Origin of the sequence: Undibacterium sp. TJN19, assembly GCF_049339485.1 — a bacterium.
In the GTDB taxonomy this organism is placed as follows: domain Bacteria; phylum Pseudomonadota; class Gammaproteobacteria; order Burkholderiales; family Burkholderiaceae_D; genus Undibacterium.
The window spans coordinates 1-18,482 of record NZ_JBMPPL010000010.1 but is presented as its reverse complement, the minus strand read 5'-3'; the positions used below and the strand labels follow the sequence as shown (position 1 = coordinate 18,482).

Here is an 18,482-nt window from a genome sequence, read left to right as displayed (position 1 = left end):
GTACCTGAATTATTTCAATTGTTATTTCAGCCATTATTTCAGTTAATTGAATTTGACCACCGTTTTGCCCGGCCCATGCCCGGTCTTGTTGCGTTCAATTGCATCGTTGACATCTGTCACATCAGCCACTTCGGATATGTGAACAAGCAGGCGGCTTTCTGCGACCATCATGGCGATTTCACTTAAACGCTGACTGTCTGCTTTCATCTGGAACCATTTTCCACGATGCCCGTGCTTGCCAGCTTGATCATGCGCTGATTGTGCCATGATCTCTGGTGCAGCAGTGCTGACGATCTGGCCGCCATCTGCAAGTACCTGCCAGGATTTGCGTAGCGTATCACCGCCAACCAGGTCCAATACCAGGTCAACGTTCTCAATGTTCTCCCAAAAGTTGCTGGTACGGTAATCGATAACCATGTCAGCTCCCAAACCACTCAAATAACCGCTATTAACACCTTGTGCCGTAACGATGACACGTGCTCCTGCCTGTCTTGCGAATTGAACGGCAAAACTGCCTACGCCACCAGCTGCCCCATGAATCAATACCGTTTGCCCGGTTTTTAATTCACCAGCTTCAAACAAGGCCTGCCACGCTGTCAAGGCTGCGACTGGAATTGCTGCGGCCTGCACATCGCTTAACAATGCAGGTGTCAGAGCAAGTTTATTGGCAGCCACAGCGACATAATCACTGAAAGCGCCCAATCCTGATAAAGGCCCCATCACGCGATCGCCAACTGCAAAACCTGTCACTCCTTCACCCAGTTCTGCAACAACGCCTGCCAGTTCTATGCCCAATGTTGCAGGCAAGGGTAGGGGGAATGCATCTTTCACCAAGCCATCCCTGATTTTCCAGTCCAAGCCATTGACGCCAGCTGTATGAACGTGAACGATGATTTCACCGGGTGCAGCGACAGGGCGGGGAACATATTCCAGTTCAGGCGTATCGGCACCGCCGTATTGGTGAATCCGGACAGCCCGGTTACCTGTTTCTGATAGCAAGGGGTAATCTGTATAACCCTTGGTGCCAGCAGAATAAAAACTGTCCCTGTCAGGCTTGTTCAGCGGAGCACCGAGTTGCAAGCGTTCAACCAGATCAGGGTTGGCAAGGTACAGCGAGCCAAAAACGGTAGCCTCTGCCTGCTGATGTGCAATCAAGTTATCAGCTTTTTCCTGGTTCAGTCCGCCGCCCTGAAGAAGGGGGCCATGAAACAAAGGACGCAATGCGCTGCTATAGTCAAAACTTACTTTGCTTTGAACTGCAAGATGCAGATAGGCCAGTTTCAATGGTGAGATTTGTTGCACCAGATAAGCGTAGGTTTCCTGTGGTGAGCCGTCTTTCACATCATTAAAATTCATTTCAGGTGAAATCTTGATTCCCACTCTGTCACTACCAGCTTCTGTCGTCATGGCGGTTAAGACATCCATAATGAAGCGCGCCCGGTTTTCCAAACTGCCGCCGTACTGATCTGTGCGCTGATTTGTTTCGGAAGACAGGAATTGTTCCGGCAAATAGCCTGAAGCAGCATGCAACTCAACGCCATCAAAGCCTGCTTCCAGTGCGCGCCTGGTCGCCAGACGATAGTCTTCAATGACAGCAGCGACTTCAGCAGTGCTCAATGCGCGTGGCATTTCCAGTGCTTGAGGCCCACTCGCAGTAAATACGGTACCCGCAGGGAGAATGGCAGAAGGGGCCACTGGTGTCATCGCATCAGGCAACATGGAACGATGAGAAATACGGCCAGTATGCATCAGCTGTAAAAATATAATGCCGCCTCTGGCATGAACGGCCTGCGTTACTTTTTTCCAGGCATTCACTTGTGCATCCGTGTAGATACCAGGTGTGCGGACATAACCTTTGCCCATTGCAGAAGGGGCTGTACCTTCCGTGATAATAAGGCCCGCGTCTGCTCTTTGGGCATAATACAGCACAGTGGCATCAGATGGCACACCCGTGTCATCATCGGCACGTGAACGTGTCATTGGTGCCATGACAATGCGGTTGCGAAGTGTATAAGGGCCGACCTGGGTGGATGTGAAAAGTGGGGACATCGTGTTCTCCTTCATGTTTGGTGTGAAGGTGATACTACGCTGATCCATTGGTGGAATAAATGGGTATAATTAAAATCACTGATCTATATATGGATCAATGAAATTAAAACTAGCTTAATCAAAATCCACAAATCCTGGGGTTGTAAATGGAAATTCTTGCTTATATGCGTGAATTTGTCGAAGTGGCGAAAATGAAAAGTTTCCGTGCTGCGGCCCTGGCGCTTGATATGCCCATTTCCACAATTTCACGTCATATTTCTGATCTGGAAAAAATGGTGGGCCTGCGCTTGCTGCATCGCTCTACACGCAAGGTTGAATTAACCGATGCTGGCGAAGTCTATTTTATGCGTTGCCAGAGCATTGTCGCTGAGGCGCTTATTGCGCATGAAGCCTTGCGTGATCTTGCTGAGCGACCCACTGGAACACTGCGCGTATCCATGCCGGCCGATCTGACAATTGGTCAACTGGGGCCAGTACTGCGTGACTTCGCGAAGGCTTATCCGATGATTAATTTTGACCTGGATCTGTCGCCACGTCGCATCGATATGCAAACCGAGGCTTTTGACCTTGCTATACGCATAGGCCCCTTACCGGCGTCTTCATCTTCGCTGATCGCACGCCCGATAGCGGTGTTGCCGCGATATTTGTATGCATCGCCAGCGTATCTTAAAAACGCACCGCCACTCAAACACGCATCTGATTTGCTCCATCATGTGTTTTGTACGGTCTCCTCCAGTTCGCAACAACCGGACATGAAAGTCCTGCATCGTGGCGACGAGACCATCGAAGTCAAAGTCCCTACCCGTTTTGCTGTAAATAGCGTGGGCATGGCAAGGGTAATGGCCACATTGGGCATGGGTATTGCAGTCATGCATACAGAACTTGCACGTGACGAAGTTGCATCAGGCAAGCTGCGGCGCGTACTGCCAGAATGGAGCATGTCCCCATTGCAGGTGCATGTGATTACTGCTACCAGGCTGCTGCCCGCCAGAGCCAGACTCTTTATCGACTTTCTGAAAGAAAGAATGCGTGATTTTTCTGATTGAAATTCAAATCATTCCTGCCTTGGAAATTTCTTGACGCATATGTGGGCGTTATGTATCCCAGCGACCCGCAATGTTTTTCAGCAACTGGCTGATGGCCGCCAGTTGACGGTTTCTTGTACTGAGCAAACTGCTTTCACTACTGAATGCGGAGGTCTGCGCAATCACCACGTTCAGGTAACTCACAGTACCTGCGCGATATTGGTCCTGGGTGATTTCCAGATTGCGCTGTGCGGCCTGTACCGCTTCAGCTTGCAGTTGCGCCTCTTGTTGCAGTTGGGTATTCAGAATCAAATTATCTTCCACTTCCTGCAAAGCTGTCAGCACCACCTGGCGGTAGTTCGCAGTCAACTGCTCGGCATTGGCACGCGCTTGCGCACTGGCCAGTTTTCTTTGCCCACCGTCAAAAATGGCTTGCGTCAAACTGCTGCCCAATGACCAAAAAAGATGCGGTGCACTGATCAGATCTGACATGGATGTACCACGATATCCTCCACTTGCAGATAAGGACAGAGCTGGGAAGTAGGCGGCATCAGCAACGCCAATTTGCGAATAGGCTGTGGCAACGCGACGCTGCGCAGCCGCGATGTCTGGCCTGCGTTCCAGCAAGTTTGACGGCAGCATGACTGGTACTAGCGGTGCAACTGGTAGTGCATCATTATGGGTAATGGCCAGTGCCGCAGGCTGGGTGCCTACCAGTACTGCAATAGCGTGTGCCAACTGGGCGCGTTGCGCGGTCAGATCAGCCCGCTGCGCCTGGGCGCTCTTAAGCTGAGTCTGTGCCTGCAACAGATCACTGCGGCCTGCAACGCCACCGTCGTAACGGGCCTGGGTCAGCACGACTGAACGTTGATAAGCATCAATGCTACGGTCACTTAATGATAGCTGTGCATCAATGGTACGCAGGGAAAAATAAGTTTGCGTGAGCGTTGCCTGTGCTGAAAGCCGGGCTGAAGCAAGATCAGCCATGCTGGCTTGCAGGCTGGACTGTGCTCCGGCACTTGCTTGAGCCAGACGCCCCCACAGATCGACCTCCCAGTTCGCATTGGCAGTCAGCGAGAAGCTATTGCTGACATTGCCCGAGCCGCTGGAGATACCACTGTTGATGGCTGTAGCAGACGGCGTATTGCTGGGGCTACCTTCTCTTGTCGCGCTCAGGCCAGCAGAGAGGGTAGGGTACATGGCGCTACGACTGGCTTCCAGCACAGCGCGCGCATTGGCAACCTGAGCTGCGGCCACTTTGAGATTTTCATTATCGATCACGAGGCGGTTTTGCAAATCATCCAGCACCGGATCGTTAAAGAGTGTCCACCATTTATCGGACACAGTTACAGCGGCATTTGCTTGCTGCCACGCGCCAGTCTCCTTGAATTGCGCAGTGGCAGTCACTGGCGGAGGTGGGTCGACTTTGGTGATGGCACAGCCTGCCAATAGCAAGGCAGCAAAAATTGGGGTGCTGTATGGGCGATGGATAACTGAATTCATAAGCTACCTAGTGAGAAATAGGGATGGCAGGTTCGCCAGCGATGCCGTTCTGTGTTTTTTGACGCGGCGAGCGCTTTCTGCGCAACCTGTCCATCATGACAAACACCACAGGCGTTGTATATAAAGTGAGTAATTGACTCAGTATCAGGCCGCCAACAATGGCGATTCCCAGTGGTTGCCGCAGTTCAGCACCGTCACCACTACCAAGGGCAAGTGGAATGGCGCCAAAGATGGCAGCGAAAGTGGTCATCAGGATGGGGCGCAGGCGCAAACATGCAGCACGGAAGATAGCTCCACCAGCAGTGGCGCTGTAGGATCGCTGGCGGGTGATGGCAAAATCGATCATCATAATGGCATTCTTTTTCACAATACCTATCAACAGGATCACACCTATCAGGGCGATGATGGAAAAGTCAGTGCTGAACAATAGCAATGCCAGCAACGCGCCCACGCCGGCAGACGGCAGGGTGGACAATATCGTCACGGGATGTATCAGGCTTTCATACAAAATACCCAGCACCAGATAGACGGTGATGATGGCCGCGGCAATCAGTATGGGTTGCGAAGACAGTGACTGCTGGAAGGCATTTGCCGTTCCCTGGAAACTGCCGCGTACCGATATGGGCACACCCAGTTCTGCCATGGCATTGTTGATAGCCAGTGTGGCTTCAGATAATGAAACGTTCAGGGGCAGGTTAAAACTGACCGTGGATGCGGGAGAACCACTTTGGTGATTAATCGACAGCGGCGTATTCGTGGTTTCAAAACGTGCCAGTGCTGAAAGTGCTATCTGCTTGCCAGCATTGTTAGTCACATACAGTCGCTGGAAGGTAGCTGGCCCTTGAAGATAAGGGCTGGCCAGTTCCATCACTACGCGATATTGGTTGAGTGGATTATAAATGACACCAACCTGGCGCTGACCGAAGGCGTCGTTGAGCGTGGTATCGATCGCACTCATTGATACGCCCAGGCGTGCAGCAGCGTCGCGATCGATAACCAGCGAAGTCTGCATGCCTTTGTCTTGCTGATCGCTATTCACATCGGTCAACTCTGGTAACTGTGACAGAGCAGTGCGTATGCGTGGTTCCCAGGTACGCAGGGCGACCAGATCATCGGCCTGCAAGGTATATTGGTATTGGGCATTGGACTGGCGGCCGCCTATGCGTATATCCTGCACCGGTACCAAAAACAAATTGGCGCCTGGTTCATGCGCCAGCCTGCCGCGCAAACGTGCAATCACAGCATCTGCCGACAGCTTGCGTTCAATCAGAGGTTTGAGCGTGATGTAGAAATTGGCAGAATTGCTTTGCCCGCCACCAGTGGAACCGCTGACATTGGCCACTGCCGGATCAGCGCGGACGATCGCCACGAAGGTATCCAAGCGCTGTTGCATCATCTGAAATGAACTGCCCTGATCTGCCTGCACGTTGCCAACAATGACACCGGTATCCTGCTGTGGAAAAAAAGATTTAGGGATCGCTGTATACAGGTAAACATTCAGGACAATGACGCCCAGCAAGGCGATTAAGGCGACCGGCTGATGGCGCAGTGTCCATATCAACGTGTGACGATAGCCGCGCATGACCAGCAGGTTGAGTCTTGCTGTCATACGACCGATTCTGCTTTTTTGTCCCGGCTTTCTGGCCACATGCTGCTTTAATAAAACTGCTGCCATCATTGGCGTTGTGGTCAGCGACACCAGCATGGAAATCATTATGGCAGACGACAATACGACAGAAAATTCCCGAAACAGACGTCCGACCACGCCGCCCATGAGCAACAGCGGTATGAATACCGCCACCAGGCTCAAACTGATGGAAACAACGGTGAAGCCAATCTCACGTGCGCCTTTAAGTGCCGCTTCACGCGGGCTTAAACCTTGTTCGATATACCTGCTGATGTTTTCTGAAACGACAATGGCATCATCGACGACAAATCCCGTTGCAACAGTCAACGCCATCGCCGACAGATTATCCAGGCTATAGCCGCATAGATACATCACCCCCAAGGTACCTGCCAGTGACACCGGTACAGCAACTGCGGGTAACATAGTGGCACGCCAGTTGCGCAAAAATAGCAGTACAACCAGTATCACCAGACCGACAGCGATGGCAAGTGAACGCTCCACCTCCCGCAGCGAAGCGCGTATGGTTGGCGTGCGGTCGCTGATGACGTTGAGGTCTATCGCTTGCGGAATGGATGCCTGCAAACGTGGTAAGAGATCACGAACGCGCTCTACCGTTTCAATAATGTTGGCGCCTGGCTGTTTAAGCAGAAACAATACGATGGCCGGTTTCCCGTTAGCGATGCCATAGTTGCGTACATCCTGCACCGAATCGACTACCTCGGCCACATCACGTAACCTCACGGCTGCACCATTACGATAGCTAAGCACTACCGGCGCATATTCTGCCGCCGTTCGTGCCTGGTCATTGGCACCAATTTGCCAGGTGCTGCCACTTTCTTCTACTGAACCTTTGGGGCGATTGGCATTGGTAGCTGTCAGTGCTACCCGCACATTGTCCAGTGCTATGCCTTTTTGTGAGAGTTTGTCCGTGTCCAGTTCCACACGTACTGCGGGCAGGGCACCACCACCAACCGTCACCTGGCCGATACCCTCAACCTGGGCAAGCCGCTGAGCCAGTACGGTCGATGCAGCATCATACATTTGCCCACGTGTCAGTGTTGACGATGTCAGCGCCAGTATCATGACTGGTGCGTCAGCAGGGTTAACCTTTCTGTAGCTGGGATTGCTTGGCAAACCACTGGGCAATAAACTGCGGGCGGCATTGATGGCAGCCTGTACATCGCGCGCAGCACCGTCAATGTTACGGTTCAGATCAAACTGTAAAGTGATATTCGTTGAACCCAGTGATGAGCGCGAGGTGATCTCATTGACGCCGGCAATGCTGCCAAGTGCACGTTCCAGCGGGGTGGCAACTGTTGCTGCCATGGTGTCCGGACTGGCACCAGGCAGTGAAGCGTTCACTGAAATAGTGGGGAAATCGATCTGCGGCAATGGTGCAATGGGCAGCAACTGGAAACCGATGATGCCAGCCAGCGCCAGGCCTATCGTCATCAGCGTCGTGGCAACAGGTCTTGCGATAAAAGGCGCAGAAATATTCATAGACCGCTTTCTCGCGCTACTCTGGCTGCTTCACGTCGGTTACGCCATGCGCTAAGCTTCTGAGCCTGATGGGCAAATCCCAGATAAATGACCGGCGTCGTAAACAAGGTAAGCATCTGGCTGACGATCAAGCCGCCTACCATGGTTATTCCCAAAGGATGGCGCAATTCATGCCCGGCACCAGTACCCAGCATCAAAGGCAAGGCGCCCAGCAAGGCGGCCATGGTAGTCATCAGGATAGGGCGAAAACGCAAGAGGCAAGCCTGGTGTATTGCTGCACGCGGCTCCATGCCTTGTTCGCGCTCGGCATCCAGTGCAAAATCGATCATCATGATGGCATTTTTTTTGACAATACCAATCAGCAGCACAATACCAATGATGCCGACCACACCCAGATCCTGCCCCGCGATCAGCAGCGCAAGCAAGGCTCCCAGACCAGCTGAAGGCAGGGTAGATAAAATAGTAATCGGGTGAATATAACTTTCATACAGGACACCCAATACAATATACATGGTGATCACGGCAGCGAGAATCAGCAACAAGCTGCTGCTCAGTGATGCACGGAATGCTTCGGCAGCGCCCTGGAAACTGGTTTCCACGCTGGGTGGTAAATCCAGCTGTGCTTCTTCAGCCTTGATTGCATCGACAGCCTTACCCAAAGAAGCGCCACCCGCCAGGTTGAAAGACACCGTCACAGAAGGGAATTGCGCGACGTGGTTGATGGACAATGCCGCCGGTTTGCTGATCACCTGGGCGACAGATGTCAGCGGTATTTGCACTGTGCCTGAGCTACCTGTGGCTGATACGGCAATGCCAGGGACATATAAACCTTCAATTGCCGTTAACCCTGTCCGGGCATCCTTTGCGGCTTCCAGTACAACGCGATACTGGCTCGATTGGGTGTAAATGGTAGAAATCAGGCGCTGGCCAAAGGCATTGTAAAGTGCCGTATCAATACTCGCCACGGTGACCCCCAGACGACCGGCAGCCTCTCTGTCGATCTGGACGTAAGCCTGTTGTCCTTCATCCTGCAGGTCACTGGCAACATCAGCCAGTTGCGGTAATTTTTTCAAACGTTCAAGCAATTTTGTTGCTGACGACGTCAGATCGGCCGGGCTTGGTGAACTGAGCAGAAATTGATATTGGGTCTTGGAAATGCGGTCTTCAATTGTGAGATCCTGCACTGGTTGCATATAGGCTGTGATGCCAGGAATGTGTGAAGTGGCTTCATCAAGTCTGCGGATAATTTCTGACGCCGATGCCTGCCTTTGTGAGAAGGGTTTCAGCGTGATTTGCATGCGGCCAGTATTGAGCGTGGCGTTGGCACCATCCACGCCAATAAACGAGGCAAGGTGATCTACGTCAGGATCTTTCAGGATAGCTTCTGCTACTGCCTGCTGGCGTGTCGCCATGGCACCAAAAGAGGTGGTTTGCGTTGCTTCGGTAATAACCTGTATTAATCCAGTATCCTGTACAGGAAAGAAACCTTTAGGTACCCAGGTATACAAAATACCGGTCAATACCACCGTGAAGGCAAATACAAACAAGGTGGTACGCGGACGATCAAGCACCCAATTCAAGGCAGAACCGTAACGACTGACAAGTGCGTCAAAATTGCGCGCACTCCATGCGCCGAGACGTGAATGCTTGCGGTCATGCTCAGGTCGTAGAAGTCGTGCACTCATCATTGGCGTCAACGTCAATGAGACAAAGGCAGAGATCAGGATGGCGACAGCCAGGGTGATGGCAAATTCATGAAACAGGCGACCAACCACATCCCCCATGAACAGTAGCGGTATCAGCACGGCGATCAATGACACCGTCAGGGAAATAATGGTAAAACCAATTTGCTTGCTGCCCTTTAGGGCGGCCGCCATCGGCGATTCGCCTTCTTCCACGAAGCGGGCAATATTTTCTATCATGACGATCGCGTCATCAACGACAAAACCGGTAGAAATTGTCAAGGCCATCAACGTCAGATTGTTGATGGAAAAACCGGCCAGATAAATGACTCCAAAGGTGCCAACCAGTGACAGCGGCACCGCAACACTGGGGATGACGGTAGCGCTGGCGCTACGTAAAAACAGAAAAATCACCATAACCACCAGGACGATGGAAAGCAATAATTCAAACTCGGTATCATCAACCGAAGCACGTATTGTTGTCGTGCGGTCAGCAATGATCTGCACGTCGACCGAGGCAGGAAGTGAGGCTTTCAATTTTGGAAGTAAGGCCTTAACGCGATCCACGGTCTGGATCACATTCGCGCCAGGCTGACGCTGTACATTCAAAATAACGCCGGGTGTACTGTCAGCCCATGCGGCCAGACGCAGATTTTCTGCATCATCGACAATCTGCGCAATATCACGCAGTCTGAGCGGGTTGCCGTTTTTCCAGGCAATGACCAGGTTTTGGTATTCAGCCACAGATTTCAACTGATCATTGGCGTCAATCGTCGACGCACGCTGCGCTCCATCAAAGCTGCCTTTTGCCTGATTCACATTAGCGGCAACAATCGCAGAGCGTATATCATCCAGCGACAAGCCCAACGATGCCAGCGTTTGCGGATTGGCCTGGATGCGCACAGCAGGTCTTCGACCGCCGGCAATACTGACCAGGCCAACGCCATCAACCTGTGACAGCTTTGGCGCCAGACGGTTCTCAGTCAGATCGTGAAGCTTGATGACTGGCAGGGAAGGGGATGTAATCGCAATCGTCAGTACAGGCGCATCCGCAGGATTGACCTTGCTATAAATTGGTGGCATGGGCAAATCACTGGGCAATAAATTGCTGCCGCCATTGATTGCCGCTTGCACTTCCTGCTCGGCCACATCCAGTGATAAACCCAAAGAGAAGCGCAATGTGATCACTGAGGCGCCACCAGAACTGGTCGACGTCATTTGATTCAGGCCTGGCATCTGGCCGAACTGTCTTTCCAAAGGTGCCGTAACCGTAGTTGACATGACATCCGGACTGGCGCCTGGGTAAAGTGTAGTCACCTGTATGGTCGGATAATCAACTTCAGGCAATGCTGACAAAGGCAGCAGGCGATATGCCAGAAAACCCGCCAGCATGATCGCCACCATCAGCAAAGATGTGGCGACCGGGCGTTCGATAAATATTCGTGAAGGATTCATGGTGGCTATCCAGTTTTACTTGGATGCGGCTGCGCTGCTGGCAGGTGAGTCTGCCGGTTTATTTCTGCCATGTTTTCCGCCGCCATCTTTACCTGTGCGTGCAGGAGCAGTCGCACCAGCACGCTGTTTGGGATCAGCCGCAATCACTTCTACCTTCGCCCCTTCACGCAAACGGTCTACGCCATCGATGACCACTTTTTCACCTGGTTTCAACGGGCCTTCAATTGCCATCCAGTCGCCATCGACGGTTCCTGGCGTCACGATGCGGGTGCTGACAGTGCTGTCTTCATTTACCACATACAGATAGAAGCCCTGAGTGCCACGCAATACCGCAGACGGTGGAACGGCAAGCACATTGTTCAGTGTATCAAGTTGTAAAGTCACGGTGACTGCCTGGTTAGGGAACAGCGCATCGTCTGCATTGGCAAACACAGCTTTTACTTTGATAGTGTCAGTCGTCACATCAATCGCATTGTCAACGGTGGCAACTCGACCTGTGGCCAGTGCGCGCTTGCCGCTGCGATCCCAGGCATTGACAGCCATTTCCTCGTTCGCGCGCAAACGTGCGGTGATCGTGGGTACATTGGCAGATGGCACTGCAAATACCAGGGTAACAGGGCGTGTTTGATTGATGATGACGATGCCGTTCGCATCAGAAGGTTGTACCACATTGCCAATGTCTACCTGTTTAAGGCCCGTTCTGCCGGCGATGGGTGCAAGTACGCGTGTATAAGACAACTGCAGTTTCGCGCTGGCGACTGCCGCCTGATCAACTTTGACCGTGCCTTCCAGTTGATGCACCAGTGCCTGTTGTGTATCAAGCTGCTGCTTGGGGATGGCATCTTTGCTCAGCAGATCACGATAACGTGCCAGATCAATATTGGCATTGTCCAGTTGTGCTTTATCCCTTGCCATGGCCCCTTCAGCCTGACCAAGGGTAGCTTCATAGGCGCGTGGATCAATCTGCGCGAGCAATTGACCAACGCTGACTTGTTGGCCTTCCACAAAATTCAAACGCTGAAGAACACCATTAACCTGAGCATGTACGACGGCTGTATTCGATGCAGTGACGCTACCTATGGCATTAATCATGACCTTGATGTCTTGCCGGCGCACCGCTTGCACTGACACTGGTTGCACGGCATTGGCACCACCAAACCGCCTTCCACCACCATTTACACCAGGCGCGCCGGGTGCAGCTTTTGCAATCGCAGAGGCGGGATCGGTATTGGCCTCAGTACGAGATTTCCACCAAAAAAAACCGCCGACAACAATCAGTACCAATATTCCCAATAGCAACAACATGCGTGACTGAATACGTCCTGCTTGGTAGGGCAAAACCCGGACACGTTGGAAGCAGGTGGCTTTCGCAGCCAGGGCAATGAGTTTATTGTTCATATTATTATCGGTAGTGGCAAATGATTAATTTTTTCAGCTTACACCTATCAACTATCGGACTGGTAGCCGTTTTGGCATGTCTGACAGTCACAGTAGCAGAAAGAACAATCGGGGAATAGCCACTTTAAGCCCGTCTGTCATGATCCTGATGATCAAAATCATTGCCATTCCGTAGGCGTTCTTTCCTGTTTGGTGCAGTGCGTAAATAATACGACAGCATTATGGCGTGTTGTTGCGTTACCAATGTTACCTAATGTATTGATTTAATTCGTATTGAAACGGGAATCGTTTTTTCTGCTGCCAATTGACATGCTGAGCACTTCTTTTTAGCAGCGTCGATGTCTAAATATAAGAGTTGAGGTCTACACCATGGCGTCCTCGAACCACGTTTCACACGATATGTTCAATATGAGGCAGAGGATCTGGCTAAGAGATCGTAACCGCAAGCGGACCATTGCGACAACATGACCAGCCGTTATTGCCTCATACACACAAGCTTAGTCGTATGGTTCTAAACTTGATGTTATTTTAATGAGAATGATTCACATTTACATTATTCATGTATTCTAGCTAAATATCTGCATTCTGCAATGCTTGTCAGTAGCCCTTCCATAAGGACGTCTTACCATGTACCAACGAAAGTTCAGTTCACTGCGCAAACAGCCAGCACGCTCATTGTGGTTGGTTTTTGCCATGGCGGTATTGCTGGCACCTGCATTTGCACATGCCGATGAGATTGAGGTCGATGTCAACCGTGTACTCAAATTATTCGACGTACCAGGCATCTCTGTAGCCATAGTCCAGGACGGTAAAGTGCTGGTTGCATGCGGATTTGGCGTGCGCAAGCTAGGGGAGGCCGCCCAGGTTGATAGCCAGACTCTTTTCGAGATCGCCGCCAATTCCAAGGCCTTCACGGCGGTAACTTTAGCGATGCTGGTAGATGAGGGCAAGCTTGCTTGGGACGACCCCGTCATCAAACATCTACCTGACTTTCAGATGTATGACCCTTACGTTACGCGCGAGATGACCGTCCGGGACCTGCTGAGCAATCGCAGCGGTTTGGGAGAAGCCGTGGGCGACTTGATGTGGTGGCCGTCATCGACCTTTAGCACTGACGAAATCGTTCATAACCTGCGTTTTCTTGCTCCGGCTACGAGCTTTCGAAGTGTCTACACCTATGAATATTTGCCGTACATTGTTGCTGGCAAGCTTATTGCTGTGAAGACGGGCAAGCCGTGGGGTGCCGCTGTACGCGAGCGAATTTTTACACCTCTGGATATGAAGCGCACAACTGCGAGCCTGACGGAAACAGCAAGCATGGCCAATCTGTCCTCGCCGCACGCCAAAACTGATGGCAAACTTTCGGTCATTAAATCGATGCCTATGGAGAATGCGGCAGGAGCGATGGGCATCAATACCAGCGCAGAAGACATTGCCAAGTGGATGATGCTGTTGCTTGATGGCGGCAAGTTAGGAACTGCGGATATGAATGGCAAGGAACGCCGCCTGTACAGTGCAGCGCAGTCGCGGGAGATGTGGACACCGCAAATACCGATCCGTGTCAGCGAACCCAAGCCACAATTGGCAGCAACCAGATCGAACTTTGCTGCCTCCGGACTGGGCTTCGAATTACGCGATTATCACGGCTTGATGTTGGTAACACACCGCGGCTGGCAGTTCGGATTTTATTCTGTGGTGGCAATGGTGCCGTCTGCGAAACTGGGCATTGCTATCATGACCAATGCTGAAAGTGGCCCGGCCTTGAACGCATTAAAATATCAGTTGCTGGACCGCTATCTGGACATGCCGAAAAAAACGGATTGGATCGCGACGTACAATGAGCTTACTGCCAAGGCCCAGGCGGAAGAAGTACAAGAAAAGAAAGACGAGAAGAGCACAGTGAAATCCAGTCCTTCGTTGGCGTTGACGGCCTATGATGGCGAATACCGTGACCCTTGGTACGGCAGCGCCACAATTAAAATGGCGGGTACCAGGCATGTGCTGAGTTTTGCCAGAACGCCTGGTCTTACCGGCGAGCTAAAACACTTTCAGAACGATACCTTTATCGTTCGCTGATGCATACGTCACCTTCTCGCTTCGCGATGGTCGCATTGATCGCATGTCGATTGCACCAATTTCAACCGAGACTGACTCAAGTTTTGATTTCGCTGACCTTGTATTCCGCCCTATAAAGGTAGTCGACACAAGATAAGTTCGACAAATGCTGAATTTCAGCAAATCATCTCGAGCTTGTTTGCGCCCTGGCGGTCGTTTGCAATTCCGGATGTTCACTCAGCAGTTGTCCTTGCATGGCAGAGATGCGGCGTAGCTTTTCCTCACCCTTGGCTATATCTGCCGGTGTCATGCCCATATCGCGTGCACGGGCAATTGCTTCACGCAGCCGCGGTATTTCGTCATTTGCTGCCTGTACGTAGGCCGCATACAGGCGAGTGTTTTGTCGTGTCTCATATGCTTGATAGGCTTTGGGATCAGCCAACTCTGCGGCATCAGGCATTTCCTGGACGATCTGGTTATGCAGTACGGGGGGCGTGCGTGGATCGCCTTCGCGAGTAGCAGCCAGGCTCTGAGCGGCAGAAAGCTGTGGCCCCATCGGTAACAATGGTACGAATTTTCTTTCTTCAACTCGTTCTGGAAATGGTGGCGGCCATGAACTTGACCGCAATTGTTTGGGATTATCTAATTCCATGGTACTGGATGGGGCAAGCGTGGTTTGTTGCAGGGCTTTCATGTCTTCAGGCTGCGGCCAGAATTGCCAGGTAATAAGGCCAGTCGTTACAAGAATCGCAGCCGCGATGAAGATATCCTTGTTCATGATTGCGCCACCCCGTCAGTTAATTAGTTCGTCAATGCGACCTGGTTGATCTCTATCCTGGCGTTTTTGCGCAATTTCGCCTGTAAGGATGACAACTGGCGAACGGCTTTGTCCTGCGCTATTGCCTGACTTGCCTGATAACGCACGGTTTCTGATGCTGGATCCTGATAGCCTTCATTGCGGTTTTCCACCAGTACGATTTCCCAATACGCTTTCTCGTCTGGCGCTACGGCGGCACGAACAGGTGGAGATATCTTGCCCGGTTCCTGCATGTAGGCCAATTGCTCCAGCCAGGACAATTGCCCTTTGTGGTGAATGACACCCAGATCCCCACCTTGCGCTGCATCAGCTGCGGTCGAATACTGCTGCGCCAGTTTAGCGAAATCGACTCCCTGGCTTGCCAGTTCTGCGACCCGCCTGGCCAGTACCTCGTTATCAAGACGGATATGGCGTGATTTGACCGAAACAATACGTCTGAATTCTTCTTTGTGGGCGCCGAAGTAGGCCTGAATTTCTTTTGGCTTCACTTCAGCAGCGAGCTGGTTCAACAGCTTACTTTCGGAATCGGTATCAGCCCCTATGCCATGCAGGCCCATGATCGCTCGTGTTGTATTTTGCTCTTCCAATGCCTGCCTCAAATCGCTTAGCGCCAGCTCACCAAAACGCTGGCGCGCCCATTCAATTACATACAGGTTGGCCAGATAGAGTTGTGCCTGTTGTCGAATGAAATCACGATTGCGGTTAAAAAATTCCACCCGGCCCTGCACATTCTGCCGACGAAATATGGCGTACAGGCTGATGTCGACGGCAGGCGCAAAGTTGCAGCGCAAGACCGGGACATGAGCGGCGATAGTCTGCTGTGCCGGGCTTAGCGTATAGTCAAGCATCACCCTGTTTTTAGGACCAAAAACCTTATTGAGTTCTTCTTCATCCAGTTTTCCCTTTTCCTGGACTAGCGCGTCCAGCCTGCCGCCTGGAAGTTTGTTGATGGCGGTCTCCAGATCCTTGTGATAGATAGTTCGCAAATAGCCGCTCAACTGATTATCCAGCGTCACGTCTGGTTCAAAGGCCACCCGCCGGGATGATTGCAATTCTTCTTCGGCAAACCGGCCACGAACCGCTCCAGCGAGCAGGCGATTGCGGATAATATTGTCGAGAATATCGACACGCCTTGTTTTGGGATTCTCCAATTGCGCTATCTGGGCAAGCACGTCCAGTGTCAGCTTGTAGACAGGCTTACCATCCAGACGTGCAGCCAGTTCAGGCTGTAGTGTCGTCTGAATGGCCATCATAGAGGGAGCAATGTCCACTGCAATTGCAGCAGTAGACATTGCCAGACAAAGTACAGATAGGCAAGCCATGCCGCCTGTAACGCCCATTTTTTGTAGCGAGCTGCGGCCCTGTCTGTACATGGTATGCATCAGCTATTCAGGCGATTCGCTGCACGGTTCAGTACATGAACCAACATGGCAATTGCGTGCGGTACGACCAGGCGACCAGTACGAATGCGGTCATTCTGGTCGGTTGATGAGAGCACGATACCACCATTCTGATAAGAGTAAGTGCCGCCTTGTGTCAGCAATTGACGGATGTCGGTAGCATTGGGAGCCAGCGGCGTGAAGTCAGCCATGGCTGCTGCGACCAGCGCCGGGTCATTCAGGTTCTGGCTGTCGTAGTAGCTATTGACCCATTGCTCCCATCCTGCATGATTGCGGGCCGACGTGGTCCAGGTATGGTGGGGCTGCAGCAAGTCAGTAGAGTGCATGACAAAGCCAAGGCTTTGCAGGCTAGGGCTGGTCAAGAACTGTTGGAACCAGTATTGCGCCAGGTTATCAATGGGCTGGAAGGGGATTTTTTCAAAATCAGCATATTGGCTGGGCGTAGAGTAACCTCCCAGACGGTAATGCGCCTCTGTAACACCATAAGTATTGTACTTGCTGTTATCTCCAAACCAGCCCTTCATACCACCTGCACCATCATCGAGATAGTCGCCAACCAACCAGGATGCTGCGAGATTGTCTATATCTCCTGCTACGGTAAGCTTGGCATAGTTATAGCCGCCAAAAGGATTGCCGTGCACATCAGGGCCAGCGGTATGATTTTGAAAATGCCAGTAAGAAGTGTATTTGACTATGCTTTGCGCCGCACCCCAGATCGGTGCCAATTGGCAATCACCGGTAATCGCCCCGCAGATATAAGTATCGGCAAAATCATCCACGTCGTAGGCACCCTGGCCCATGGCCGCAGCGAACTGATCCGCCGTATAACCAGCACGCGCCAAACCACTTACCAGTGCTCTATAGTTGGTTTTGTCAGGATTGTTTTTCATAAAAGTCACGGCGTCGATGGCGATACGACGGTGAGTCTCTTGCAGGAACGCATGTGCAGGCGAGAAACTACAAAGCAGGGCGGCGATAGTGGCCAGCTTGAAAACAGATTTCATAGAACGTCCTTCAGGTTTAATTTTTGAAAAGGAGCGAAACTTGGACCGGTAATTGATTACCGCTACAACCCCCGTTTTTCTAATTTCTGAATTGGGAATTTGCAGCAAACACAAATATTGATAATTAAACAATCTCAGTGCATTAGCTTTTTAACATGATCGCTAGCGAAAATCTTAGTATTTTCTCTAGAATGTGACCTCTAGTCTTTCGTAATCAGCACGTCACTTCTTTCGCGTAGATATGAAAATAAATCAATATCAAATCGGCACCAGGGAGTTATGGGGTACAGGACACACATGCGTAGTCATGCCATGACGCTTAGCCGGATATCAAAGCCTGCACATCGTGCTTAATGCAGTGGCATTGCTGTTACTGGCTGGATAGGCCTCTGCTTCTGTGCCGCTTGGCTGGAAAGCAAGCAATTTGACGAGTAGGGGAGTTGTAACGGTAATCCCCCCATTTTTAACCACAGCTAAAAGTAGCACTATGCTGCAATGGCGAGTTTTTGTTTCGGAGTAGACCCTCCCAAGGCCATGTTAGGCCGTTCGTGATTGTACGTCCAAAGCCATCGTGTGGCGAAATCCTGCACCTCATCCACAGTATCAAACAGATGATGCGCTAGCCAATCGTAGCGCACGGTCCGGTTATAGCGTTCCACGTAGGCATTTTGCTGTGGTCGTCCTGGCTGGATATATTCAATCCTGATCCCGCGTCGATCAGCCCAGGCTCTCAAGTGGGTGCTGACGAATTCTGGACCATTGTCGCACCGTATCGCCATCGGTTTTCCGCGCCATTCTATGATGTTGTCCAAAGCACGTATAACACGCACCGTCGGTAGTGAGAAGTCGACCTCAATGCCCAAGCCTTCACGGTTGTAGTCGTCTATCACATTGAATAAACGGATACTACGACCATCAGCCAGTTGGTCATGCATAAAGTCCATGGACCAGGCCTGGTTCATTGCTT

11 protein-coding genes are annotated in these 18,482 nt (G+C 51.6%); 2 read left to right on the top strand and 9 right to left on the bottom strand.

Annotated elements, in window-relative coordinates; translation table 11 throughout:
- Window positions 1-42: 42 nt before the first annotated feature.
- The gene (locus ACO0LH_RS22110; protein WP_422943305.1) at window positions 43-2,049 is read right to left on the bottom strand and encodes a zinc-binding dehydrogenase; all 2,007 of its coding nucleotides are present in this window, start codon (window positions 2,047-2,049) and stop codon (window positions 43-45) included.
- 146 nt (window positions 2,050-2,195) lie between these two features.
- Between ACO0LH_RS22110 and ACO0LH_RS22105 the strand changes: the two genes are divergently transcribed.
- A complete protein-coding gene (locus ACO0LH_RS22105; protein ID WP_422943304.1) occupies window positions 2,196-3,095 on the top strand; it encodes a LysR substrate-binding domain-containing protein in 900 nt (299 codons plus the stop codon).
- A gap of 48 nt (window positions 3,096-3,143) precedes the next feature.
- Here ACO0LH_RS22105 and ACO0LH_RS22100 read toward each other — a convergent pair whose 3' ends face one another.
- Genes ACO0LH_RS22100 through ACO0LH_RS22085 form a run of 4 tightly spaced genes read right to left on the bottom strand, consistent with a single transcriptional unit; the run spans window position 3,144 to window position 12,239 of the window.
- Window positions 3,144-4,577, bottom strand: coding sequence for an efflux transporter outer membrane subunit (locus ACO0LH_RS22100; RefSeq protein WP_422943303.1), 1,434 nt, complete (start codon window positions 4,575-4,577; stop codon window positions 3,144-3,146).
- A gap of 7 nt (window positions 4,578-4,584) precedes the next feature.
- On the bottom strand, window positions 4,585-7,704 hold the full coding sequence (locus ACO0LH_RS22095; protein WP_422943302.1) for a multidrug efflux RND transporter permease subunit: 3,120 nt from the start codon (window positions 7,702-7,704) through the stop codon (window positions 4,585-4,587).
- A complete protein-coding gene (locus tag ACO0LH_RS22090; RefSeq protein WP_422943301.1) occupies window positions 7,701-10,841 on the bottom strand; it encodes an MdtB/MuxB family multidrug efflux RND transporter permease subunit in 3,141 nt (1,046 codons plus the stop codon). The genes ACO0LH_RS22095 and ACO0LH_RS22090 overlap by 4 nt, the downstream gene beginning before the upstream one ends.
- A 15-nt stretch (window positions 10,842-10,856) precedes the next feature.
- The gene (locus ACO0LH_RS22085; protein ID WP_422943300.1) at window positions 10,857-12,239 is read right to left on the bottom strand and encodes an MdtA/MuxA family multidrug efflux RND transporter periplasmic adaptor subunit; all 1,383 of its coding nucleotides are present in this window, start codon (window positions 12,237-12,239) and stop codon (window positions 10,857-10,859) included.
- Window positions 12,240-12,866: 627 nt separating this feature from the next.
- Here ACO0LH_RS22085 and ACO0LH_RS22080 point away from each other — a divergent pair.
- Window positions 12,867-14,315, top strand: coding sequence for a serine hydrolase (locus ACO0LH_RS22080; RefSeq protein WP_422943299.1), 1,449 nt, complete (start codon window positions 12,867-12,869; stop codon window positions 14,313-14,315).
- Between the two features lie 163 nt (window positions 14,316-14,478).
- Here the strand turns inward: ACO0LH_RS22080 and ACO0LH_RS22075 are convergent, their stop codons facing one another.
- The 4 genes from ACO0LH_RS22075 to ACO0LH_RS22060 form a co-directional block, all read right to left on the bottom strand.
- Window positions 14,479-15,072 (bottom strand): hypothetical protein, encoded by a 594-nt coding sequence (locus ACO0LH_RS22075; protein WP_422943298.1) that lies wholly within the window; start codon window positions 15,070-15,072, stop codon window positions 14,479-14,481.
- A 23-nt stretch (window positions 15,073-15,095) separates the two neighbouring features.
- Complete coding sequence (locus ACO0LH_RS22070; RefSeq protein WP_422943297.1) at window positions 15,096-16,364, bottom strand: peptidylprolyl isomerase; 1,269 nt, start codon at window positions 16,362-16,364, stop codon at window positions 15,096-15,098.
- 128 nt (window positions 16,365-16,492) lie between these two features.
- Complete coding sequence (locus tag ACO0LH_RS22065) at window positions 16,493-17,515, bottom strand: phospholipase (protein WP_422943296.1); 1,023 nt, start codon at window positions 17,513-17,515, stop codon at window positions 16,493-16,495.
- A gap of 485 nt (window positions 17,516-18,000) precedes the next feature.
- Window positions 18,001-18,482 (bottom strand): integrase core domain-containing protein (locus tag ACO0LH_RS22060; RefSeq protein WP_422943295.1); only part of this gene is annotated, 482 nt, incomplete at its 5' end.

Excerpts from the sequence above, each read along its gene's own strand:
- ACO0LH_RS22105 (WP_422943304.1), top strand. The coding sequence starts at position 2,196 with ATGGAAATTCTTGCTTATATGCGTGAATTTGTCGAAGTGGCGAAAATG.
- ACO0LH_RS22070 (WP_422943297.1), bottom strand. The coding sequence starts at position 16,364 with ATGATGGCCATTCAGACGACACTACAGCCTGAACTGGCTGCACGTCTG.
- ACO0LH_RS22080 (WP_422943299.1), top strand. The coding sequence starts at position 12,867 with ATGTACCAACGAAAGTTCAGTTCACTGCGCAAACAGCCAGCACGCTCA.
- ACO0LH_RS22085 (WP_422943300.1), bottom strand. The coding sequence starts at position 12,239 with ATGAACAATAAACTCATTGCCCTGGCTGCGAAAGCCACCTGCTTCCAA.
- ACO0LH_RS22075 (WP_422943298.1), bottom strand. The coding sequence starts at position 15,072 with ATGAACAAGGATATCTTCATCGCGGCTGCGATTCTTGTAACGACTGGC.
- ACO0LH_RS22065 (WP_422943296.1), bottom strand. The coding sequence starts at position 17,515 with ATGAAATCTGTTTTCAAGCTGGCCACTATCGCCGCCCTGCTTTGTAGT.
- ACO0LH_RS22090 (WP_422943301.1), bottom strand. The coding sequence starts at position 10,841 with ATGAATCCTTCACGAATATTTATCGAACGCCCGGTCGCCACATCTTTG.
- ACO0LH_RS22095 (WP_422943302.1), bottom strand. The coding sequence starts at position 7,704 with ATGAATATTTCTGCGCCTTTTATCGCAAGACCTGTTGCCACGACGCTG.
- ACO0LH_RS22100 (WP_422943303.1), bottom strand. The coding sequence starts at position 4,577 with ATGAATTCAGTTATCCATCGCCCATACAGCACCCCAATTTTTGCTGCC.
- ACO0LH_RS22110 (WP_422943305.1), bottom strand. The coding sequence starts at position 2,049 with ATGTCCCCACTTTTCACATCCACCCAGGTCGGCCCTTATACACTTCGC.